At 59.6% G+C, this 20,317-nt stretch carries 24 protein-coding genes; 10 read left to right on the forward strand and 14 right to left on the reverse strand.

Annotated features, from left to right (window positions below):
• The first annotated feature begins 158 nt into the window (after positions 1-158).
• The gene (locus tag ACVBEG_RS25645; RefSeq protein WP_322218460.1) at positions 159-830 is read left to right on the forward strand and encodes a TetR/AcrR family transcriptional regulator; all 672 of its coding nucleotides are present in this window, start codon (positions 159-161) and stop codon (positions 828-830) included.
• A 50-nt stretch (positions 831-880) separates the two neighbouring features.
• A complete protein-coding gene (locus ACVBEG_RS25650; protein WP_447108404.1) occupies positions 881-1,735 on the forward strand; it encodes a sulfurtransferase in 855 nt (284 codons plus the stop codon).
• A 29-nt stretch (positions 1,736-1,764) separates the two neighbouring features.
• Here ACVBEG_RS25650 and ACVBEG_RS25655 read toward each other — a convergent pair whose 3' ends face one another.
• The 6 genes from ACVBEG_RS25655 to ACVBEG_RS25680 form a co-directional block, all read right to left on the reverse strand.
• Positions 1,765-2,088 (reverse strand): AzlD domain-containing protein, encoded by a 324-nt coding sequence (locus ACVBEG_RS25655; protein ID WP_322176892.1) that lies wholly within the window; start codon positions 2,086-2,088, stop codon positions 1,765-1,767.
• Positions 2,085-2,813, reverse strand: coding sequence for an AzlC family ABC transporter permease (locus ACVBEG_RS25660; RefSeq protein WP_322176891.1), 729 nt, complete (start codon positions 2,811-2,813; stop codon positions 2,085-2,087). The genes ACVBEG_RS25655 and ACVBEG_RS25660 overlap by 4 nt, the downstream gene beginning before the upstream one ends.
• Positions 2,814-2,895: 82 nt before the next feature.
• Positions 2,896-3,927: a hydrolase gene (locus tag ACVBEG_RS25665; protein ID WP_322176890.1), complete on the reverse strand. Its 1,032-nt coding sequence runs from the start codon at positions 3,925-3,927 to the stop codon at positions 2,896-2,898.
• 196 nt (positions 3,928-4,123) lie between these two features.
• The gene (rsmD, locus tag ACVBEG_RS25670; RefSeq protein ID WP_322218454.1) at positions 4,124-4,723 is read right to left on the reverse strand and encodes a 16S rRNA (guanine(966)-N(2))-methyltransferase RsmD; all 600 of its coding nucleotides are present in this window, start codon (positions 4,721-4,723) and stop codon (positions 4,124-4,126) included.
• On the reverse strand, positions 4,723-6,234 hold the full coding sequence (locus ACVBEG_RS25675) for a M16 family metallopeptidase (RefSeq protein ID WP_322176888.1): 1,512 nt from the start codon (positions 6,232-6,234) through the stop codon (positions 4,723-4,725). Before ACVBEG_RS25675 ends, rsmD begins: the two co-directional genes overlap by 1 nt.
• The gene (locus ACVBEG_RS25680) at positions 6,227-7,582 is read right to left on the reverse strand and encodes a M16 family metallopeptidase (protein WP_322176887.1); all 1,356 of its coding nucleotides are present in this window, start codon (positions 7,580-7,582) and stop codon (positions 6,227-6,229) included. The genes ACVBEG_RS25675 and ACVBEG_RS25680 overlap by 8 nt, the downstream gene beginning before the upstream one ends.
• A 288-nt stretch (positions 7,583-7,870) precedes the next feature.
• Between ACVBEG_RS25680 and ftsY the strand changes: the two genes are divergently transcribed.
• The 4 genes from ftsY to rpoH all read left to right on the forward strand — a co-directional run bounded on the left by ftsY (position 7,871) and on the right by rpoH (position 11,959).
• Positions 7,871-9,298 (forward strand): signal recognition particle-docking protein FtsY, encoded by a 1,428-nt coding sequence (gene ftsY / locus ACVBEG_RS25685; RefSeq protein WP_447108405.1) that lies wholly within the window; start codon positions 7,871-7,873, stop codon positions 9,296-9,298.
• The gene (gene ftsE / locus ACVBEG_RS25690) at positions 9,295-9,963 is read left to right on the forward strand and encodes a cell division ATP-binding protein FtsE (RefSeq protein WP_219062857.1); all 669 of its coding nucleotides are present in this window, start codon (positions 9,295-9,297) and stop codon (positions 9,961-9,963) included. The genes ftsY and ftsE overlap by 4 nt, the downstream gene beginning before the upstream one ends.
• A complete protein-coding gene (gene ftsX, locus ACVBEG_RS25695) occupies positions 9,960-10,988 on the forward strand; it encodes a permease-like cell division protein FtsX (protein ID WP_322176885.1) in 1,029 nt (342 codons plus the stop codon). The genes ftsE and ftsX overlap by 4 nt, the downstream gene beginning before the upstream one ends.
• A 113-nt stretch (positions 10,989-11,101) precedes the next feature.
• Positions 11,102-11,959, forward strand: a complete 858-nt coding sequence (rpoH, locus tag ACVBEG_RS25700) for an RNA polymerase sigma factor RpoH (RefSeq protein ID WP_219062854.1) — start codon at positions 11,102-11,104, stop codon at positions 11,957-11,959.
• 103 nt (positions 11,960-12,062) lie between these two features.
• On the opposite strand, the gene mtgA is transcribed toward rpoH, so the two are convergent.
• Positions 12,063-12,773 (reverse strand): monofunctional biosynthetic peptidoglycan transglycosylase, encoded by a 711-nt coding sequence (gene mtgA / locus ACVBEG_RS25705; protein WP_322182926.1) that lies wholly within the window; start codon positions 12,771-12,773, stop codon positions 12,063-12,065.
• A gap of 81 nt (positions 12,774-12,854) precedes the next feature.
• Here mtgA and ACVBEG_RS25710 point away from each other — a divergent pair, with 81 nt between their 5' ends.
• The 4 genes from ACVBEG_RS25710 (at position 12,855) to trmB (ending at position 15,165) form a co-directional block, all read left to right on the forward strand.
• Positions 12,855-13,232 (forward strand): DUF423 domain-containing protein, encoded by a 378-nt coding sequence (locus ACVBEG_RS25710; RefSeq protein WP_322176884.1) that lies wholly within the window; start codon positions 12,855-12,857, stop codon positions 13,230-13,232.
• Positions 13,233-13,346: 114 nt separating this feature from the next.
• Positions 13,347-13,547, forward strand: a complete 201-nt coding sequence (gene thiS / locus ACVBEG_RS25715; RefSeq protein WP_322182924.1) for a sulfur carrier protein ThiS — start codon at positions 13,347-13,349, stop codon at positions 13,545-13,547.
• Positions 13,548-13,625: 78 nt separating this feature from the next.
• Positions 13,626-14,420 (forward strand): thiazole synthase, encoded by a 795-nt coding sequence (locus ACVBEG_RS25720; protein ID WP_219062850.1) that lies wholly within the window; start codon positions 13,626-13,628, stop codon positions 14,418-14,420.
• A gap of 97 nt (positions 14,421-14,517) precedes the next feature.
• Positions 14,518-15,165, forward strand: coding sequence for a tRNA (guanosine(46)-N7)-methyltransferase TrmB (gene trmB, locus ACVBEG_RS25725; protein ID WP_322182922.1), 648 nt, complete (start codon positions 14,518-14,520; stop codon positions 15,163-15,165).
• A gap of 76 nt (positions 15,166-15,241) precedes the next feature.
• Here trmB and ACVBEG_RS25730 read toward each other — a convergent pair whose 3' ends face one another.
• The 7 genes from ACVBEG_RS25730 to ACVBEG_RS25760 form a co-directional block, all read right to left on the reverse strand.
• The gene (locus ACVBEG_RS25730; RefSeq protein ID WP_322176883.1) at positions 15,242-15,565 is read right to left on the reverse strand and encodes a DUF3392 domain-containing protein; all 324 of its coding nucleotides are present in this window, start codon (positions 15,563-15,565) and stop codon (positions 15,242-15,244) included.
• 9 nt (positions 15,566-15,574) lie between these two features.
• Positions 15,575-16,804, reverse strand: coding sequence for a radical SAM family heme chaperone HemW (gene hemW / locus ACVBEG_RS25735; protein ID WP_322176882.1), 1,230 nt, complete (start codon positions 16,802-16,804; stop codon positions 15,575-15,577).
• A complete protein-coding gene (gene rdgB, locus ACVBEG_RS25740) occupies positions 16,801-17,397 on the reverse strand; it encodes an RdgB/HAM1 family non-canonical purine NTP pyrophosphatase (protein WP_322176881.1) in 597 nt (198 codons plus the stop codon). Before rdgB ends, hemW begins: the two co-directional genes overlap by 4 nt.
• A complete protein-coding gene (locus ACVBEG_RS25745; protein ID WP_322176880.1) occupies positions 17,394-17,828 on the reverse strand; it encodes a DUF4426 domain-containing protein in 435 nt (144 codons plus the stop codon). The genes rdgB and ACVBEG_RS25745 overlap by 4 nt, the downstream gene beginning before the upstream one ends.
• A gap of 23 nt (positions 17,829-17,851) precedes the next feature.
• On the reverse strand, positions 17,852-18,472 hold the full coding sequence (gene metW / locus ACVBEG_RS25750; RefSeq protein ID WP_322176879.1) for a methionine biosynthesis protein MetW: 621 nt from the start codon (positions 18,470-18,472) through the stop codon (positions 17,852-17,854).
• Positions 18,473-18,479: 7 nt separating this feature from the next.
• On the reverse strand, positions 18,480-19,619 hold the full coding sequence (gene metX / locus ACVBEG_RS25755; protein ID WP_322176878.1) for a homoserine O-succinyltransferase MetX: 1,140 nt from the start codon (positions 19,617-19,619) through the stop codon (positions 18,480-18,482).
• Positions 19,620-19,721: 102 nt separating this feature from the next.
• A complete protein-coding gene (locus ACVBEG_RS25760; protein WP_322176877.1) occupies positions 19,722-20,312 on the reverse strand; it encodes a YggT family protein in 591 nt (196 codons plus the stop codon).
• Positions 20,313-20,317: the final 5 nt, after the last annotated feature.

The raw sequence follows: 20,317 nt of genomic DNA on the forward strand, positions 1-20,317 counted from the left end.
GAGTTATTGCTCTATAAAGTCAAATCCAGAACCGAGCGGTCTTCTTCGCGAATGAAGTCGCTCCCTCAAAATGGGGGGCAATGCGAAGGCGGTATACCTGACATTGCCTGCGCTAAGATGCGGCATATTCTCCACACGTTTAAGCGGTCGAGCTGAACATGGCACCACGCATCAAAACCCGCGAACGTATCGTGCAAAACAGCCTGGAGCTGTTCAATCAGCAGGGTGAGCGCAGCGTCAGCACCAACCACATTGCTGCGCACATGGAAATGTCGCCGGGCAATCTGTATTACCACTTCCCCAATAAGCAGGCGATCATCGCCGAGCTGTTCACCGAGTACGAAGCCTTGGTGGACAGCTTTCTGCGTCCGCCCAAGGGGCGTCTGCCGAGTGTCGAGGACAAGCGTTTCTATTTGATGGAGCTGCTCGACGGCATGTGGCGCTACCGTTTCCTGCATCGCGATCTGGAGCATCTGCTCGACGCCGATCCAGAACTGGCTGCGCGTTACCGACGGTTTTCCCAGCACTGTCTGATTCAGGGCATGGCCATCTACAGTGGCTTCGTCGAGGCCGGTATCTTGCGCATGGATAAGGTGCAGATTGAGTCGTTGACCCTCAATGTGTGGATTATCCTTACGTCGTGGGTGCGGTTTTTGTGCACCACGCTGGAAGACGCCACGCGACTCAGTGAAGACGCCATGCGCCGAGGCGTGTACCAGGTGCTGATGCTGGAACTGGGTTACGTCACGCCAGAGGCACGGGACGCGGTGAATGCGCTGTGTGAAGAATTTTATGTGCCGTTGGGGCGGGCGTTAGAGGAAACGCCCTGACGTTTTTTTTGTCATAACATTGATCTGAATTTTTCTCACAGGAACTTGCCATGTCCATCGCGCAACTGATCAGCCCGGAACAACTGGCCGCTCGCCAACAGCACCCAGGGCTAGTGATTCTCGATTGTCGCTTTGCCCTGGAAGACCCTGACTATGGCCAGCGCAGTTATGCCGAAGGGCATATCGCGGGCGCCAGGTTCGCTGATCTGGAGCGTGATTTCAGCGACAAGGTGATCAAGGGCGTGACAGGCCGTCATCCGTTGCCAAAACCGGACGTGCTGATTCAGCGATTGCAGGAGTGGGGCATCAGTCAGGACAGCGATATTGTGCTGTACGACGACGGCCCCGGCGCGTTTGCTGCTCGTGGATGGTGGTTGCTGGCGTGGCTGGGCAAGCGTGACGGCGTGTACTTGCTGGATGGCGGCCTCAAAGCCTGGCACGCGGCGGGTTTGCCGTTGAGTCTGGACGCGCCGCAAAACAAGAAAGGGACCTTCACCGGTGAGCCGGATGATTCGTTGCTGCTCAGCGCCCAGGCGCTGCAAGCGCGTCTGGGCCAACCAGACATGACGCTGCTCGATGCCCGCGCCGCGCCGCGTTTCCGTGGTGAGGTGGAGCCGATCGATCCGGTCGCCGGCCATATTCCGGGTGCGCAGTGTGTTGCGTTCAACGAAAACCTGAGTGCCGACGGCCGCTTTCTGCCAGCAGACCAGCTCAAACAACGCTTTGCGGCAACGCTGGGTGATCGTTCGCCAAATCATCTGGTGGCCTACTGCGGCTCAGGCGTCACGGCCTGCCATAACCTGTTCGCGCTGTGCCTGGCGGGGTATCCACTGGGTTCGCTGTACGCCGGGTCGTGGAGCGAATGGATCACCGATCCGAATCGCGCTGTCGCCACTGGCGCCTGAGGTCAGCCAGAAACACACCGGTCTCAACCCTAAATCTGCCCCAGCGCCCAGCGCAGCAGGAAGAACACCAGCAAGCCGCCGCCAATGGTCGCCAGCAGGTTGCGGCTGAAGGCGGCGATGGCGATGGCTGCGAGGCCGGCCAGCAAGTAGGCGTTACTTGCGTTCAATTGCCAATGCTCGCCATCGGGCAGCAGCATGCCCGGCACCACAATCGCGGTCAGCACGGCCGTGGGCACATAGTGCAGCCCTTGGCGTACCACGGGCGGAAAGCGCAAATGCGGCCAGGCGAACAGGCTGTAGCGCATCAGGAACGTAATAGCGGTCATGCCGCCAATCAGCCACCAGTAACTCATGATCGCACCTCGTGACTCGACGCTTCGTCGCTGGCGCCAGAGCGTCGACGCTCAAGCAAGACGCCCACGGCGATCCCGCTGAATGCCGCCGCCATCAGGCCCAGTTTGTAAGGCCAGGTATGCGTCATCAAGGCCACCGCGCCAGCGGCGAGTGCCGCCGCGATTTGCGGTTGATTGCGCAGTAAAGGCACGACGATTCCGATAAAGGTCGCGAGCATGGCGAACTCCAGCCCCCAGCCCGCCAGATCAGGCACCGCCTGGCCAAACAGCACGCCCACCACCGAACTGCTGACCCAGCAGGCATACAACGCGCTGGCGACACCGACCCAATACCAATGCCCAAGCGGCGAACGCCCGTGCACGATATAAAAGCGTTGAACCACGGCGAACGTCTCGTCGGTCAGCCAGAACGCCAGCAGCACCCGCCAGCGTTGAGGCAGTGCACTCACCTGGGGTTGCAGCGTGGCGCTGTACAGCACATGGCGCAGATTGACGATAAAGGTGGTCAGCAGAATCACCACCGCACTGGCGCCAGCGCCCATCAGACTGACGACGATAAATTGCGCGGAGCCGGCGTACACGAACATCGACATGCCGAGCGCTTGCCACAACGACAAACCGCCCGCGCCTGCCAGCGTGCCGAAAATAATGCCGAAGGGTGCGATGCCGACCAACATGGGCACGCTGTCGCGTATGCCACGGGTATAAAGCTGATAGCGGGACATGAGTCTCTCCTTGAGTCCGCATCTTAAATAGTCAGGGAGAGACTGTCTTGAAGGATTGTGCAATGTCGCTGAAGTCTGTCACTCACCCCAAAGCGGTGGCCGAACGATGGGCAGTGCTCAACCACAGTGGAATGCGCCGCTCTAGGTAATAGCTCGGGTTTTTCAGCGACCCGTCAACGAACCCGACGTGACCGCCTCGGGCTTGCAGTTCGAAGTGGGTGCTGGACGACAGCTCGTCGGCTTCTGGCAGGCTGTGGGGGAATACGAAAGGATCGTCGGCGGCGTGGATGATCAGCGTGGGCGTACGAATCTCACCCAGGAAGTACCGGCTGGAAGCGCGACGGTAATAATCCTCGGCGTCGGCAAAACCATTCAAGGGCGCGGTGACCCGGCCATCAAAATCCCAGAAGGTGCGCATGTTCTCCAGCGAGCCGAGTGCCGCCAGTTCCGCGAGGCCTTCGCTGAGTCCTTCGTGCTGAAAGCGCCGCTGCTTGTCTTTGATGTACACCAGCATTTCACGCATGAAATGTGCTTGGTATACCTTGGAGAAGCCTTGGCCAATGCGGTCGGCACACTGGTCCAGACGGAACGGCACCGACACGGCAACGGCTCCTTGCAGCAAGCTGTTGCTGCCCACTTCGCCCAAGTGCTTGAGCAGCACATTGCCGCCCAGCGAATAGCCCACCGCATACAACGGCGCCAAGGGTCGCAGGGTGCGCAGATGGGCAATGACGCTGGCGAGGTCTTCACTGGCGCCGGAGTGGTAGCTGCGTGGCAAAAGATTGGGTTCGCCAGAGCAACCACGCCAGTTCAACGCCACGCTGGCCCAGCCTTGGAGGGCCAGAGCCTGCTGCAAACCCACCACGTAAGGCGAGTTCGACGAGCCGGTCAGACCGTGCAACACCAGGACCAAAGGCGTGTCTGCCTCATGCGGGCCGTGCCAGTCCATATCCAGAAAGTCGCCGTCGGCCAACCAAATACGTTCACGCGGGCGTTCAAGCTTTGCTTTTTTTCGCCACAAGGGGCCCCACAGCGTTTGCAGGTGCGGGTTAGCCAGTCCTAAAGCGGGAATGAACGGGTCTGGAAGCGTGGTCGTAGCAAGTTGGATAGGCACGTTCGAACTCGTCGGCAATTCACGTTTACTGCATAAACGCTACGTTGCCACAACTGCGGACAGGCGTGCCGGAGTTTTTCTTCAGCGGTAGGGTTGAAGCCTACTGTGTGTCACTCATGACGCCTTCGCCAATGAATCCACCCCACGCAGACCTTGCGGGTTCTGCGGGAGTGAATGCATATGGCTGGCACCGCGATCAGGCGTCTACCTCGGTACTCCGCTGCCATAGCGCGTAATACACCTGCCCGGCTTTCTTCTCCCGGTGCAGGCGCCAGTTGCCTGGCAAACCGACAGACGACGGCGGGATTTCGCTTTCCGTGTAAATCCAGGCGTTGTCAGCCAGCCAATGACGCTCTTCAAGAAGGGCGCAGGCGGCAGGCAGCAGGTTCTGGTGGAAGGGCGGGTCGAGAAAGACCAGATCGAACTGGGCAGGCGTCTGGGTTTCCAGATAACGCAGGCTGTCGGTATGTGATACCTGGCCAACCGTGCACCCGAGCATGTCCAGGTTCCGTCGCAGGCTGGCGAGGGCCTCTGCGTTATTGTCCAGCGCCAGGGCCATGCCCGCGCCGCGCGACAGGGCTTCCAGGTAAAGCGCGCCGCTGCCGGTGAATACGTCGAGTACGCGCGCGCCTTCGATGTGCGTTGCGAGCCAGTTAAACAGCGTTTCGCGCACGCGGTCCGGCGTTGGACGCAGGCCTGGAGCGTCGGGGAAGGTCAGGCGACGGCTACCCCATTCGCCACCGATGATGCGCAGTTGACCCAGGCCGTTATGGCCCTTTGGTCTTGGATTGGCCATTAGTGCTCCGGGACCCCGAGAGGTTGCTGAGTAGGTTTGTCAGTAGGGGGTGGCAACGGCTTTTGCGGCACCGTCGGGCCCGCGGTGACGATCACCATCTTATCCGCGCTCAGGTGCTTGTTCATGGCAGCTTTGACTTGCTCGACCGTCACGTTTTGCGCCTGTTGCATAAAGTCTTCCAGGTACGTCAGCGGCAGGTCGTAGAAACCAATCGCACCTAGCTGACCAACGATATCGGCGTTGCTGGCCGTGGACAGGGGGAAGCTGCCGGACAATTCACGCTTGGCGTCGTCCAGTTCTTTCTGGGTCGGGCCTGTGATGAGGAAGTCACGCACGATGTCCTGAACCAGCTTCAGGGTATTTTCGCTGAGTTCGGCGCGGGTTTGCAGGGTGATCATGAACGGGCCTGGCACCTGCATCGGGGTGAAACCCGATGAAACGCCATAGGTCAGGCCACGTTTTTCCCGCACTTCCGTCATCAAACGACTGCCGAAGCCGCCACCGCCGAGTACCGAGTTGCCGAGTGTCAGCGCGACGAAATCCGGGTCGTTACGTTCGATCCCCAGTTGCGCGAGCATCAAGTGCGTTTGCTTGGACGCGAACTCGATGTGGGTTTCACCGGCTTTAGGATCGACCGGTTGTTCGATTTTCGGCAGCGCCGGGCCTTTAGGCAGGGCAGAGGAAACCTGGGCAGCAATCGCTTCTGCTTCGGATCGGGACAGGTCGCCGACCAATGCGATCACCGCATTGCCTGCGGCATAGGCTTTGGCGTGGAAGGCCTTGAGCTGCGCGATGCTAATAGGTGAAATGCTTTTGGCCGTCCCTTCGCTCGGGTGCGCATAAGGGTGGTCGCCATAGAGACGCTTGAACAACTCATTGCCCGCGAGTTTGCCGGGGTTTTGTTTCTGGTATTCGAAGCCGGCCAGCAACTGGTTCTTGATCCGCGCCAGTGAGTCGGCAGGGAATGTCGGTTTACCGACGACTTGGGCAAATAGCTTCAGCGCCGGCTCGCGCTTGTCCACGGCGCTCAGGCTGCGCAGGGAGGTCACTGCCATGTCGCGGTAAGCGCCGTTGCTGAAATCAGCGCCCAAGCCTTCGAAGCCCTCGGCGATGGCGCCCACATTCTTCCCGGCCACGCCTTCATTGAGCATGGCGTTGGTCAGTACGGCGATGCCGGGGGTGCTTCGATCCTGACTGCTGCCGGCGGCGTAGGTCAGGCGCAAGTTGAACATCGGTAATTCACGCGCTTCGACGAACATCACCTTGGCGCCTTCGGCAGTTTTCCAGGTCTGGATGTTCAAGGTGCGCCGTGCTGGCGGTTTGCCGTCGAGTTCTTTGAGCGATTGCAGGTTGTTGTCAGGGAGAGCCTGGACGGTGTCCTTCAGCGTGGTGCTGTCAGGTGCGATGCTTTCAGCCTCGGCCTGGGGAGCGATAAAGGCGCCGAGCATGACCACCAGCCCCAAGGCTCCCAGGCCAAGTAGCCCATAACGTGGACCCTTGTGCTCACTCATGTGCAGTCTCCTCGGGCAAAACGTGCGCAACGCTGAGACGTTCGCGGATGAAATAGGTGCGGGCGGCTTTCTGGATATCGGCCGGGGTCACGCTTTTAAGTGCGTCCAGTTCTTCGTCCATCAGCTTCCACGACAAGCCGACGGTTTCCAGTTCGCCGATCGTGCTGGCCTGGCTGGTAATCGAATCGCGCTGGTAGACCAGGCTGGCAATCACTTGCGCCCGAACCCGTTCCAACTCTTCATTGGACGGCGGCGTGGTTTTCAGCTCATTCAACAGGCGCCAGATACCGGCTTCAACATCGGCCAGGTTTTTTTTCTTCTGCGTGTTAGGGGTTGCGCTGAGCATGAACAGGCTATCGCCACGGCTGTAGGCGTCGTAACTCGACGAGGCGCCTGAAACCAGCTCTTCGCCTCGCTCCAGACGGGTCGGAATGCGTGCGCTGTAGCCGCCGTCAAGCAGGGCGGAAATCAGGCGCAGCGCATTGACCGAGCGTGGATCCGCAGCGGTGGACAGGCTGGGTACGTTGAAACCGTACATAAGGCTCGGCAATTGAGTCTGTACGTGCAGGGTGATTTTGCGTTCGCCGGGCTCAGCCAGCTCCAGCGGGGCTTTCGACGGTGGTACGTCGCGCCGCTGGATCGGCCCGAAATAACGTTGCGCCAGGGCTTTTACGTCGTCGGGCTGCACGTCGCCGACCACCACCAAGGTGGCGTTGTTCGGCACGTACCAGGCTTCGTACCAATGACGAAGCTCCTCAACCTTCATCCGGTCCAGGTCTGCCATCCAGCCGATGGTCGGCGTGTGGTAACCGCTGGCGGGGTAGGCCATGGCCTGGAAGCGCTCATAGGCTTTGGCGCTGGGCTTGTCGTCAGTGCGCAGGCGGCGTTCTTCCTTGATGACTTCAATTTCGCGGCTGAATTCTTCAGGGGGCAGAAGCAGGCTGGCCATGCGATCGGCTTCCAGCTCGAAGGCTACTCCCAGGCGATCACGGGCCAAAACCTGGTAATACGCGGTGTAGTCGTCGCTGGTGAACGCGTTTTCTTCAGCGCCCAGATCACGCAAAATCAGTGAAGCCTGGCCTGGCCCCACGTTTTTGCTGCCTTTGAACATCATGTGTTCCAGGGCATGGGACAAACCGGTCTGGCCAGGGGTTTCATAGCTGGAACCGACTTTGTACCAGACCTGCGAAACCACCACGGGCGCGCGATGGTCTTCGCGGACGATGATTTTCAGGCCATTGTCCAGGGTGAATTCGTGAGTAGGTTGCGGGTCTGCAGCCAATGCTGACAGTGGCAGACACACTGTGCTGAGTAGCAGGCCTGCGGCACGGCGGGCTAGAGCATTCATTCGTTTTGAACCTGTTAGGCGGCCTGCTTGAACTTAGCGTCGGCGGGCGCGGGGGTGTTAGGATACGGGTCCGTGTGGCCGGCGGCCACGGCTAGAATGGTTACATGAACTATTGGTCCTGGTCTGGCACGGTTGAAACGGGCTGAAATGACGTTTTTGTACCGGTGAACGCCTACAATTTCGGGGCTGCGGATGAACAAGCCGGGTCAAAAGCAGTCTGTTTTGCATTGACAGAATTTTCCTGAGGCGCCGCTTTGGCGCGTCGCTACCTTGAGATAGCCGTCCTCCATGTTTGGTTCCAACGACGACAAGAAGACCCCAGCTCCGGCTGCAGAGAAAAAAGGCCTGTTCGGATGGCTGCGCAAAAAGCCGCAGGAAACCGTTGCCGAGCAGCCACAAAACCTACCCACAGCAGCGCCTGAGGTGGTCATCGACCACGCGCCAGTCGCTGTTGAGCCACAACTCGCGCCGCAATCGGCTCCAGAGCCTCAGCCTTGGCTGATATTACCGGTGGCCGAAGAGTCCGTGGCGCTGATCGATGAGCTTGAGCCTCACGTGACGCCGCCGATTCCGGCGCACAGCGTGCCGGATGTGCAGCCGATGCCCGCCGAGCTGGCGCCTGTGGCTGTGGCTGTGGCTGTGCCTGTGGCTGTGCCTGAGCTGATTGTCGTGCCAGTGCCCGTTTCGGCACCGGCACCCCAGTCGGTCGCGCGAGTGGCTGAAGTTGCTCCTGCTCCCGTTTCCGTGCCTGCTCCGGTCACCCCGACAGCCACAGAAGCCAGTAAAGCCGGCTTTTTCGCTCGTCTCAAGCAAGGTTTGTCGAAAACCAGCGCCAGTCTGGGCGAGGGCATGGCCAGCCTGTTCCTCGGCAAGAAGCTGATCGACGATGACCTGCTCGAAGAGATCGAAACCCGGCTGCTGACCGCCGATGTGGGCGTCGATGCGACAGCGGTGATTATTCAAAGCCTGACCCAGAAGGTCGCGCGCAAGCAGCTGACCGACAGCGACGCTCTGTATAAGTCGTTGCAGGCTGAACTGACGGCCTTGCTCAAGCCCGTCGAGAAGCCATTGGTCATCGCCGGGCAGAACAAGCCGTTCGTGATCCTAGTGGTGGGCGTCAATGGCGCAGGCAAAACAACGACCATCGGCAAGCTGGCGAAAAAGCTCCAGCTCGAAGGTAAAAAAGTCATGCTCGCCGCCGGTGACACCTTCCGCGCGGCAGCGGTGGAGCAGCTGCAGGTCTGGGGTGAGCGCAATCACATTCCAGTCATCGCCCAGCACACCGGCGCGGATTCGGCTTCGGTGATCTTTGACGCGGTGCAGGCGGCCAAGGCTCGCGGCATTGATGTGCTGATCGCCGACACCGCGGGTCGGCTCCACACCAAAGACAACCTGATGGAAGAACTGAAAAAAGTTCGCCGGGTCATCGGCAAGCTCGACGCCGACGCGCCGCATGAAGTGCTGTTGGTGCTGGACGCGGGCACTGGGCAGAACGCAATCAATCAGGCCAAGCAGTTCAATCAGACCGTGACCTTGACCGGTCTGGCCCTGACCAAACTCGACGGTACCGCCAAAGGGGGTGTGATCTTCGCCCTGGCCAAGCAGTTTGGTCTGCCGATTCGGTATATCGGCGTGGGTGAAGGCATCGACGATTTGCGTACTTTTGAAGCTGAACCCTTTGTTCAAGCTCTGTTCGCCGAGCGGGAGCGCACATGATTCGTTTCGAACAGGTCGGTAAACGCTATCCGAACGGACACGTCGGCTTGCATGAGCTGAGCTTTCGAGTACGTCGTGGCGAGTTTTTGTTTGTCACCGGCCATTCTGGCGCCGGCAAAAGCACTCTGTTGCGCTTGCTCCTGGCCATGGAACGCCCGACCACCGGCAAATTGTTGCTGGCCGGTCAGGATCTGGGCCAGATCAGTACCTCGCAAATCCCGTTTCTGCGTCGTCAGATAGGCGTGGTGTTCCAGAATCACCAGCTACTGTTCGACCGTACGGTGTTCAATAACATCGCCTTGCCACTGCAGATTCTTGGCTTGTCCAAGGCGGAAATCACCAAGCGCGTCGATTCGGCCCTGGAGCGCGTGGCGCTCTCGGATAAAACCGATCTGTACCCCGGTGACTTATCCACAGGCCAGCAACAGCGGGTCGGCATCGCTCGGGCCATCGTCCACCGTCCGGCGTTACTGCTGGCGGATGAACCCACCGGTAACCTTGACCCACGTCTGGCAGCGGAAATCATGGGTGTATTCGAAGATATCAACCGTTTGGGCACCAGTGTGCTGATCGCCAGCCATGACCTGGCGTTGATTGCGCGCATGCGTCATCGCATGCTGACGCTCCAGCGTGGTCGCTTGATTGGCGACGGGGAGGCCGTATGAGCGCGACACGCAGCCCTAAAGTGTCGGAGCGTGTCGCGCCCAAGGCGGCCGAACCGCAACCGCAGAAAAAGAAAAAGCCTGGTGACGACGATGACGGTCCAGACTTCAGCACCTTGCTGCATGCCTGGCTGGAAGCGCACCGCTCCAGCGTGCTCGACAGCGTGCGCCGTTTGGGCAAACAGCCGATTGGCAGCTTCTTTACCTGTCTGGTGATGGCCATCGCCTTGAGCCTGCCCATGGGTTTATCGCTGCTGTTGAACAACGTCGAGCGATTGGGCGGTTCGTGGCAGCGTGCAGCACAGATTTCGCTTTACCTGGAGCTGAACGCCAGCGCCAGTGAGGGCAACGCCCTGAGCGAGCAGATCAAGCGGATGCCCGGCGTGGCAGAGGCCGAATACATCAGCAAGGATCAGGCTCTGGTTGAGTTTCAGCAGCAATCCGGGCTTGGCGAAGCGTTGAAGGAGTTGCCACAGAACCCGCTTCCGGGCGTTGTACTGGTGACGCCGAATGAAGTGGATAAGCCTGCTTTGGAAGCACTGCGCACGCGTCTGGCAGAGTTGCCGAAGGTGCAGCAGGCTCAGCTTGATCTAGTATGGGTTGAGCGTCTGGCTGCGATCCTCAAGCTGGGCGACCGTTTTGTTTTTGGTCTGACCGTCCTGCTGGTGCTCGCGCTGCTGCTGGTAATTGGTAACACGATACGTCTGCATATCGAGAACCGCCGCGTCGAGATCGAGGTGATCAAACTGGTAGGCGGTACTGACGCCTACGTGCGTCGGCCTTTTCTGTATATGGGCGCGCTGTATGGCCTGGGGGCCGGTTTTCTGTCCTGGGGCGTGCTCGCTTTTGGTCTAGACTGGCTCAACGATGCCGTAGTTGGGTTGGCGGGTCTGTACGGGAGCGACTTCTCTTTGGCGGGTGTGCCGCTTGCTGATGGCTTTTCGCTCTTGCTTGGAGCGGTATTGTTAGGGTATATCGGTGCTTGGATTGCAGTAGCACGCCACTTGAGAGAGCTGGCGCCTCGTTAGAATTATTTTTTAATATTGACGTTTTCAGCGGTTTAGGGAACTTGTCTAGTGGTTCCCGGTCAATTTCGCAGTGCTGAACTGCACGAGTTATGTGAGTCGGAGGTTTTTTTCGTATGACCACTTCTTTGCAACCTGTTTATGCATTAGCGGCCCCAGGCGCAAACCTGGAGGCCTACGTGCACACGGTCAACAGCATTCCATTGCTGACGCCCGAGCAGGAGCGTGAACTGGCCGAGAGTCTCTATTATGAGCAGGATCTAGGGGCGGCTCGGCAGATGGTGCTCGCCCACCTGCGTTTTGTGGTGCATATCGCACGCAGTTATTCCGGTTATGGCCTGGCACAGGCTGACCTGATCCAGGAAGGTAACGTTGGCCTGATGAAGGCCGTCAAACGCTTCAACCCGGAAATGGGTGTGCGCCTGGTGTCGTTCGCTGTGCACTGGATCAAAGCTGAAATTCATGAATTCATTCTGCGCAACTGGCGCATCGTCAAAGTCGCCACGACCAAGGCGCAGCGCAAGCTGTTCTTCAATCTGCGCAGCCAGAAAAAACGTCTGGCGTGGCTGAACAATGAAGAAGTCCATCGTGTGGCGGAAAGCCTCGGTGTAGAGCCGCGCGAAGTGCGCGAAATGGAAAGCCGCCTGACGGGCCACGACATGGCATTCGATCCGGCTGCCGAAGCGGACGATGACAGCGCCTTCCAGTCGCCTGCCAATTACCTGGAAGACCACCGTTACGACCCGGCCCGGCAGTTGGAAGATTCCGACTGGACCGATAACTCCACTGCCAATCTGCACCAGGCGCTGGATGTCCTTGATGACCGTAGCCGTGACATTCTTTATCAGCGCTGGTTGTCTGAGGAGAAGGCCACGTTGCATGACTTGGCGCAGAAGTACAACGTCTCCGCCGAGCGTATTCGTCAGCTGGAAAAGAGCGCGATGAACAAGCTCAAATTGTCGATCGCTGCGTAAACAGCTGCTCGACACAAAAAAACGCCCCGATCATGTGATCGGGGCGTTTTTTGTTGTGTCAGATAAGCGCGAAGGCGTCAGTCCAGACACCAACGATGCTGAATTAAAACTTCCGGCTGTGGTTCAAGCCCACCAGATATTCATCCCCACCCAACTGGCGCATCTGCTGGCGAATCCAGCCGGCACGGCGCGCCACGTAGCTATTGGGGTGGCTGGCGCTCCACTGGCGGGGATTGGGCAGCACGGCGGCGAGGTAGCTGGCCTGCTGCATCGAGAGCCCGCCAGCGCTCACGCCGAAGTGATGCCGCGCAGCCGCTTCGGCGCCAAACACGCCGTCGTCCCACTCGACGCTGTTGAGGTAAACCTCGAGAATTCGCTGCTTGGACCAGAACACCTCGATCAACCCGGTGAACCAGGCCTCCAACCCTTTGCGCAGCCAGCTACGGCCCGACCACAGGAACAGGTTCTTCGATACCTGCTGGCTCAGCGTACTGGCGCCGCGTACCGAGCCACCGAGTTCGTTATGGGCCAGCGCAGCCTGAATCGCGTCGACATCGAACCCCCAGTGCTCGGCGAATTTCTGGTCTTCACCCGCGATCACCGCCACTTTCAGGTCGTTGGAGATTTTGTCCCAGGGCTGCCAGGTGCGTTGCAGGTCGATAGGCTGGCCGTCGGTCCAGGACTCGATCTTGCGCTCGACCATCAGCGCGGTACCGGGTGGCGGCACCCAACGAAAGATCAATACCAGCACAACGCTGGCTGCTGCGAACCAGAACAGGGCTTTGACGACACGGTTGAAGAGGAAACGCAGCATAAGAGATGGCTTGGCCGGAGCAGTCGAGCGGGCCATTATACAGACCCTGCGCAATTGAATGATCGTTGACTGGAGTTTGAGATGTTTCGTGGCTTCTTGATGCTTGCTGCCTTTTTCGGTTTTACCGGCGTAGCCCTGGGTGCGTTTGCCGCTCACGGCCTGAAAAATCGCCTGAGCGCGGAGTATCTGGCGATTTTCCATACAGGTGTGATGTACCAGCTGGTCCACACCTTGGCCTTATTAGCCGTTGCATTGCTTGCCGTGCAGATCCCTGGCCGTTTGATGACGTGGGCGGGGATCTCGTTTGTCGTCGGTATTGTGTTGTTCTCTGGCAGCCTGTACCTGTTGACCCTGACCGGTGTCACCCGGCTTGGGATCATCACTCCGTTTGGTGGGCTGGCCTTCCTGATGGGCTGGCTGCTGCTGGGCCTGGCGGCATGGCGCCTGGGCACGGTCTAACATATTCGAGCCTGACCCCTAGGCTCCACTTGAGACGAATGGCGTGGCTTTGCCTTGGTCATACGTAATGATCGGGCTAGAATGCTGGCCCTTAAAATGATGGCTGCTTATCGCATGCACATTCAGTTGAACGGTGAATCCTTTGAACTGCCCGACGGTGAAACCGTCGCGGGGTTACTTATCCGTCTGGACCTGACCGGGCGTCGAGTGGCGGTCGAGCTCAATCAGGATATTGTCCCGCGCAGCCAGCACGTTTCCACGGCCCTGCGCGAAGGCGACCAGGTCGAAGTGGTGCACGCCATCGGTGGCGGCTAGGCCGCTTCAGTCGATCCAGCGGGTCGTCAGTCTTTCGATTCAAATCTGCAAGAACCTCAACCTTAAAGAGGATTTCCGATGAGCAACGTTCGCACCGACAAGCCTTTCACTCTGGCCGGTCGTACTTTCCAGTCGCGCCTGCTGGTTGGCACGGGCAAGTACCCGGACATGGAGTCCACGCGCCTGGCCATTGAAGCCTCGGGTGCCGAAATTGTCACCGTCGCCGTGCGTCGGACCAACCTTGGGCAGAACCCGGGTGAGCCGAACCTGCTCGACATCCTGCCGCCGGATCGCTACACCATCCTGCCGAACACCGCCGGTTGTTTCGACGCTATCGAAGCGGTGCGCACCTGCCGTCTGGCCCGTGAGCTGCTCGACGGTAAAAACCTGGTCAAGCTGGAAGTGTTGGCCGACCAGAAAACCCTGTTCCCGAACGTGATCGAAACCCTCAAGGCCGCCGAGATTCTGGTCAAAGATGGTTTCGACGTCATGGTCTACACCAGTGACGACCCGATTATTGCGCGCCAACTGGCGGAAATCGGCTGCATCGCGGTCATGCCGCTGGCAGGCCTGATCGGCACCGGTCTGGGTATCTGCAATCCCTACAACCTGCAGATCATCCTCGAAGAGGCCAAAGTGCCGGTTCTGGTCGATGCGGGCGTCGGTACTGCTTCCGATGCCACCATCGCCATGGAATTGGGCTGTGAGGCGGTGCTGATGAACTCGGCCATCGCCCATGCGCAAAATCCGGTGATGATGGCCGAAGCCATGAAGCACGCGATTGTCGCCGGTCGTCTGGCGTATCTCGCTGGCCGTATGCCCAAGAAACTCTATGCCAGCGCCTCCTCGCCGCTGGATGGTCTGATCAAGTAAGAGCCCGTTGATGACTGATTCGCACGTTTCCAACCCAGAGCCGTCTGTTCCCGAACAGGGCGAAGAGCGCCAACACCGTCGCATCAAGAGTTTCGTGATGCGCGCCGGACGTATGACCGAAGGCCAGCAACGCGGCCTCGATCAAGGCCGGCCGCTGTTCGTCTTGCCGCTGGCTGATGCGCCCGTGGATTTTGATCAGGTATTCGGTCGCTCGGCGCCACGTACCCTGGAAATCGGCTTCGGCATGGGCCATTCGCTGCTGGAAATGGCGGCAGCCTCGCTCGAGCACGATTTCATTGGCGTCGAAGTGCATCACCCGGGTGTGGGCGCGCTGCTGAATGGCGTGCTGACCCAGGGGCTGACAAACGTGCGCGTCTACGATTGCGATGCCATCGAAGTGCTCAACCGTTGCATTGCCGACAACAGCCTCGACCGTTTGATGCTGTTCTTCCCGGACCCGTGGCACAAAAGCCGTCACCACAAGCGCCGTATCGTTCAGCCGGAGTTCGCCGAGTTGGTGCGCAGCAAGCTCAAGGTCGGCGGCATTCTGCACATGGCCACCGATTGGGAACCCTATGCCGAGTACATGCTGGAAGTGATGAACGTCGCGCCGGGCTATCGCAACCAGGCCGAAGACGGAAAATGCGTACCTCGCCCAACCGAGCGCCCGATCACCAAGTTTGAACGTCGCGGTGAGCGGCTTGGGCATGGCGTGTGGGATTTGAAGTTCGAGAAGCTGGCGTAAAACCTGTAGGAGCGGGCTTGCATCCTTAAGGTCGTGCCGACCTTATCGCGGGTAAGCGCGCTCCTATAGGTGTTCTTTAGCGGCGATCCGCTACAACCCCAATCAAGATCAACACCACCAACAGCACAGGCGCAAGGCTGTAGTTGTTGAACTGGCTCAGCCCGCGGATAACCCATGGGGTGGCGTAGATCAGTGCCGCGCCGCTGCCGATTGTGCACAAAAGGGCCATGACGGGTACGCGCAACGCGCCCGCCAAGCCACCGATACGTCCTTCCAGCCAGCCTTTGATGTCGGCACCAAACAACACCAATAGACAACCGACCAACGCCAGGGCGATTTCGGAAAGGTTGCTGCGGCTCCAGCGCGAGACGGTGGCGAGCAGGTCGAGTACAAGGTCCATGCAAAGTCCTTAGGTCAAAAAATAGTGCAGCAAGTCATTGAGGAACAACTGGCCCCGGGCGCTGGCGACCAGGCGAGTCGGATCGGCGTCCAGAAGGCCGCGCTGCTCGGCCTGTTGCCGGGCGCTGGCCAGGGTGTCGAGGCTTAGACCGGTGCGCTCGCGAAATAGCTCCGCGTCGACGCCATTTGTCAGGCGCAGGGCATTCATCAGGAATTCGAAGGGCATTTCTTCGTTGCTGAGCAGCTTTTCGCCAGCCTTGAACGCCTTGTTCGGGTTCAGATAATCCTTGGGCAGGCGGGTCTTCCAGGTGCGTACGATGCGCCCGTCGGGATGGCTGAGCTTGCCATGCGCGCCGGCACCGATGCCGATGAAGTCGCCGAAGCTCCAGTAATTGAGGTTATGCCGCGCAGGTCTGCCGGGTTGGGCGTAGGCCGACACTTCGTATTGCGCATAACCGTGCTCGGCGAGCAACGCCTGTCCGGCTTCTTGAATGTCCCACAGGATGTCGTCCTCCGGCAGGCTCGGCGGCTGGTTCCAGAACACCGTGTTCGGTTCCAGCGTCAGTTGGTACCACGACAGATGCGTCGGCGCTAACGCGATGGCCTGGCGCAAATCGTTTAGTGCGTCTTCCTGCGACTGATCCGGCAAACCGTGCATCAAGTCCAGGTTGAAGTTATCGAAACCAGCCTGGCGCGCCATGTCGGCTGCGCGAATGGCTTCATCGCCATTGTGGATGCGGCCCAGCGCTTTGAGCTTCTCTTCCTGGAAACTCTGAATACCAATCGACAGCCGATTGATGCCAAGCCCGCGATACGCGCTGAATTTGGCTTGCTCAAAAGTGCCGGGGTTGGCTTCAAGGGTGATTTCGATGTCGCCGGCAAAACGGATGCGCTGTTCCACGCCCTTGAGCAGACGGCCCAGCGCGTTGGCGCTGAACAGGCTGGGCGTGCCGCCGCCGAAGAAAATCGAGCTCAGCTCGCGGCCATGAACGTGCCGCAGGTCTTGATCAAGGTCCGCCAGCAATGCGTCGACGTATTCCTGTTCGGGCAATACCGGGCTGGCCGTGTGCGAGTTGAAGTCGCAGTACGGGCATTTGCGCACGCACCACGGGATATGGATGTACAGCGCCAAGGGTGGCAGGTGTGGCAAGCCTGCCCTCGGGCTCTGGGTGGAAGGAGCGGCCGAGGAAAAACCGGTCTCACCCAGAAACAGCGGTTGTACGGGCGTATCCGGTGTCATTGCAGGCTCAAGCGCTGACGCAGCAACGCCATGGCGCGGGCGCGGTGGCTAAGCTGGTTTTTTTCCACGGGGCTGAGCTCTGCGCTCGAACAGTCACGCTCGGGCACCCAGAACAAAGGGTCGTAGCCGAAACCGTGTGCACCGCTTGCAGCGCTCAGGATGCGCCCGTGCCACAGGCCTTCGCAGATGATCGGCAGCGGATCATCTGCGTGCCGCACCAGTGCCAGAACACAGACGAATTGCGCGCCACGCTGGTCGGCGGGTACATCCTTCAACGCCTCCAGCAGCTTGGCGTTGTTCGCCGCATCGCCCTGGCCGTCGGCGTACCGGGCCGAATAAATGCCTGGCGCACCACCCAGAAAGTCCACGGCCAACCCGGAGTCGTCGGCCAGCGCCGGCAGTCCGGAAATCCGGGCGGCATTGCGCGCCTTGAGGATCGCGTTTTCGACGAATGACAGGCCGGTCTCTTCCGGCTCGACACTGCTGAACTCACCGATGGAACGCAGGTGCACGGAGTCACCAAGCATGGCCTGGAGTTCTTTCAGCTTGCCAGCGTTATGGCTGGCCAGAACAAGTTGCGTGAACGTCATCATTCGCCTGGAAACAGTTCCTGGTTAAAGCTGAAGCTGTTGGTCGCGCCACCAGCCTGAACATTGATAGTGAAAGTGAGGGTTTCTTGCTGCACGATCGGGAATTGCGCAATGTAATACACCGCGCCCTGATCGGTGATTTGCTTGAACGTCAGGGTGGTGCTGCGACCGGTCAGGTCTTTGACCGTGCCGGTGACGCTGGCGGCACTGGGCTTGTCGGCCTTGAGCACGGCGATGTTCATGACCCCCTGATTCTTGCTGCGCACGAGGCCGGAGGCCTTGGCAATGTCAGGCTGCAGGAAGCTGGACGTGAAGGCGCTGTAGTGCACCGTCACATCGCCAAATTTTTCCAGGCGTTCGGGCTTGGCGTAATCCGCGGCCATGGCCGGCAGGGCCAGGCATAGAGCACATAGAAACAGAGCTAAGCGACGCATGATCGTTCTCCTTGGGCAGTGATTCAAATCGCGATCCGGTGATCTTGCAGGCCAGGGCTGCTGACGCGGTAGATCCCGATCTCACCTAACAGATTAGGCCATAGCTTGCTGGCCCAGCCATGTCGATGTTGCTGATCGACGGCCAGCCGGTTGATGACGCGCGCTTTGCGGCCACGGCACAGCTCTTCGAAGTCGCCGAACGTACAGAAGTGGATGTTCGGCGTGTTGTACCAGGTATACGGCAGAAAGTCCGACACCGGCATCCGGCCCTTGCTGGCCAGGTACCAACGGCAGCGCCAGTGACCGAAGTTGGGGAAGGTGATGATGCACTGGCGACCGACCCGCAGCATCTCGTCGAGAATCCGGTCGGGGTAGTGCACGGCTTGCAGGGCCTGGGTCATGACTACGACATCGAAGCTGTTGCTGGCGAAGTTGCCGAGACCTTTGTCCAGATCCTGCTCGATGACGTTAACGCCCTTGGCGACGCAGTGAGCGATGTTATCGGCGTCGTTTTCCAGGCCGTAACCCGTGACTTGCTTGTGATCGCGCAGCCAGGCCAGCAGTTCGCCATCGCCGCAGCCGAGGTCGAGCACCCGGCTGCCGGCAGGGATCCAGTCTTGGATAATTTCCAGGTCGGCTCTCATGGTGTCCTCAGAGTGCAATTCGGTTCATGTAGCTGGTGAAGGCCTGCAAGTAGCGCGGGATCGGAATCAGAAAGGCGTCATGGCCTTGCGGAGCATCGATTTCCAGGTAGCAGACGTTCTTTTTCGCCGCCATCAGCGCATCCACCAGCTCCCGCGAACGGGCTGGCGAGAAGCGCCAGTCGGTGGTGAAGGAGATCACGCAGAAATCAGCCTTGGCCCCGGCAAAGGTCAGTGCCAGGTTGTCGCCGTGATTGGCGGCCGGGTCGAAGTAGTCCAGCGCCTTGGTCATCAGCAGGTAGGTGTTGGCATCGAAGCGCCCGGAGAACTCTTCGCCCTGATAGCGCAGGTAGCTTTCAACCTGGAACTCGACGCTGTGGAAGTCGTAGTTGAGTTTTTCGCTCTTCAGGCCACGCCCGAATTTCTCGCCCATCGAGTCATCGGACAGGTACGTGATGTGCCCGACCATGCGCGCCAGCATCAGGCCGCGCTTGGGGATCACACCGTATTCCTGGAAATAACCGCCATGAAAGTCCGGGTCGGACAGGATCGCCTGTCGCGCCACTTCATTGAAGGCGATGTTCTGCGCCGACAACTTGGGCGCCGATGCGATGGCCAGGCAGTGGCGGACCCGGTCCGGGTAGCTGATGGTCCACTGCAACGCCTGCATGCCGCCCAGGCTGCCACCGACCACGGCCGCCCATTGCTGGATGCCCAGGGTGTCGGCCAGGCGTGCCTGACTGTTGACCCAGTCTTCCACGGTCAGCACCGGGAAATCGGCGCCGAAAGGCTTGCCGGTCTCGGGATTGATGCTGCTGGGGCCGGTCGAGCCATTGCAGCCGCCAAGGTTGTTCAGGCTGACGACAAAGAACGTGTTGGTGTCGATAGGCTTGCCGGGACCGATGCAGCTGTCCCACCAACCGGGCTTGCGCTCATCGACGCTATGGAAGCCGGCCGCATGATGGTGCCCGGAGAGTGCATGGCAGATCAGCACGGCGTTGCTGGCGGCAGCATTGAGCTCGCCGTAGGTTTCGTAAATCAGGTCGTAGGCAGGCAGCGAACGACCGCACGCCAACGCTAGCGGCTCGCTGAAATGCACCAGTTGCGGCGTGACCAGACCAACAGAATCGTGGGGAAAGACCGTGGGCATCGACCCTGCTCTCGCATAAATGAGGCGTAAGTCTAAAGACCGCGGCCCTTAGCAGCAAGCAAACACCGGACCTGCCGGTGCCTGCATGTGGCGGAGTGAGGCTTAGATCAGCAGACGCAGGGCTTCAGGCATATAGGTCATGGCGGCGAGGTTGTTGATCACCAGCATGTCCAGCAGCTTGAGTGCCATGAACGCCAGGATCGGCGAAATATCCAGGCCGCCCAGGTTCGGCAGAATCTTGCGGAACGGCGCCAGAGCAGGCTCGCAAATCTGGTTGACCAGTTCTGCCCCTGGATTATGGCTGCCCGGTGCGACCCAGGACAGGATCACGCTGATGATCAGGGCGTAGAAGAAAATCTTCAGGAACAGTGAGGTGACCGCAATCAGCGACCAGACCAACAGCAGCAGCGGGTTGTTTATGTACCCTACAGCCAGCAGGAAGATCAGGGCGAACAGCAAAAACTGCACGATGATCGCCAGAACCAGCGAGGACATGTCCAGCCCGAACATGCTCGGAATGATCCGCCGCAGTGGTTTGAGCAGCGGCTGGGTGGCACGCACGGCGAACTGGCTCAGAGGGTTGTAGAAGTCTGCGCGAACCAGTTGCAGCACGAAGCGCAGCAGAATGATCAGCAGGTATAAGCTGCCGACGGTTTGCAGAACATAAATTGCAGCGGTGTTCAGTCCGATCATCGGTC

This window comes from Pseudomonas sp. GG8, assembly GCF_052976945.1.

What these genes read in the sequence shown, in the direction of transcription:
- ACVBEG_RS25645 (WP_322218460.1), top strand. Translation starts at nt 159, where the DNA reads ATGGCACCACGCATCAAAACCCGCGAACGTATCGTGCAAAACAGCCTG.
- ACVBEG_RS25650 (WP_447108404.1), top strand. Translation starts at nt 881, where the DNA reads ATGTCCATCGCGCAACTGATCAGCCCGGAACAACTGGCCGCTCGCCAA.
- ACVBEG_RS25655 (WP_322176892.1), bottom strand. Translation starts at nt 2,088, where the DNA reads ATGAGTTACTGGTGGCTGATTGGCGGCATGACCGCTATTACGTTCCTG.
- ACVBEG_RS25660 (WP_322176891.1), bottom strand. Translation starts at nt 2,813, where the DNA reads ATGTCCCGCTATCAGCTTTATACCCGTGGCATACGCGACAGCGTGCCC.
- rsmD (WP_322218454.1), bottom strand. Translation starts at nt 4,723, where the DNA reads ATGGCCAATCCAAGACCAAAGGGCCATAACGGCCTGGGTCAACTGCGC.
- ACVBEG_RS25675 (WP_322176888.1), bottom strand. Translation starts at nt 6,234, where the DNA reads ATGAGTGAGCACAAGGGTCCACGTTATGGGCTACTTGGCCTGGGAGCC.
- ACVBEG_RS25680 (WP_322176887.1), bottom strand. Translation starts at nt 7,582, where the DNA reads ATGAATGCTCTAGCCCGCCGTGCCGCAGGCCTGCTACTCAGCACAGTG.
- ftsY (WP_447108405.1), top strand. Translation starts at nt 7,871, where the DNA reads ATGTTTGGTTCCAACGACGACAAGAAGACCCCAGCTCCGGCTGCAGAG.
- ftsE (WP_219062857.1), top strand. Translation starts at nt 9,295, where the DNA reads ATGATTCGTTTCGAACAGGTCGGTAAACGCTATCCGAACGGACACGTC.
- ftsX (WP_322176885.1), top strand. Translation starts at nt 9,960, where the DNA reads ATGAGCGCGACACGCAGCCCTAAAGTGTCGGAGCGTGTCGCGCCCAAG.
- rpoH (WP_219062854.1), top strand. Translation starts at nt 11,102, where the DNA reads ATGACCACTTCTTTGCAACCTGTTTATGCATTAGCGGCCCCAGGCGCA.
- mtgA (WP_322182926.1), bottom strand. Translation starts at nt 12,773, where the DNA reads ATGCTGCGTTTCCTCTTCAACCGTGTCGTCAAAGCCCTGTTCTGGTTC.
- ACVBEG_RS25710 (WP_322176884.1), top strand. Translation starts at nt 12,855, where the DNA reads ATGTTTCGTGGCTTCTTGATGCTTGCTGCCTTTTTCGGTTTTACCGGC.
- thiS (WP_322182924.1), top strand. Translation starts at nt 13,347, where the DNA reads ATGCACATTCAGTTGAACGGTGAATCCTTTGAACTGCCCGACGGTGAA.
- ACVBEG_RS25720 (WP_219062850.1), top strand. Translation starts at nt 13,626, where the DNA reads ATGAGCAACGTTCGCACCGACAAGCCTTTCACTCTGGCCGGTCGTACT.
- trmB (WP_322182922.1), top strand. Translation starts at nt 14,518, where the DNA reads ATGCGCGCCGGACGTATGACCGAAGGCCAGCAACGCGGCCTCGATCAA.
- ACVBEG_RS25730 (WP_322176883.1), bottom strand. Translation starts at nt 15,565, where the DNA reads ATGGACCTTGTACTCGACCTGCTCGCCACCGTCTCGCGCTGGAGCCGC.
- hemW (WP_322176882.1), bottom strand. Translation starts at nt 16,804, where the DNA reads ATGACACCGGATACGCCCGTACAACCGCTGTTTCTGGGTGAGACCGGT.
- rdgB (WP_322176881.1), bottom strand. Translation starts at nt 17,397, where the DNA reads ATGATGACGTTCACGCAACTTGTTCTGGCCAGCCATAACGCTGGCAAG.
- ACVBEG_RS25745 (WP_322176880.1), bottom strand. Translation starts at nt 17,828, where the DNA reads ATGCGTCGCTTAGCTCTGTTTCTATGTGCTCTATGCCTGGCCCTGCCG.
- metW (WP_322176879.1), bottom strand. Translation starts at nt 18,472, where the DNA reads ATGAGAGCCGACCTGGAAATTATCCAAGACTGGATCCCTGCCGGCAGC.
- metX (WP_322176878.1), bottom strand. Translation starts at nt 19,619, where the DNA reads ATGCCCACGGTCTTTCCCCACGATTCTGTTGGTCTGGTCACGCCGCAA.
- ACVBEG_RS25760 (WP_322176877.1), bottom strand. Translation starts at nt 20,312, where the DNA reads ATGATCGGACTGAACACCGCTGCAATTTATGTTCTGCAAACCGTCGGC.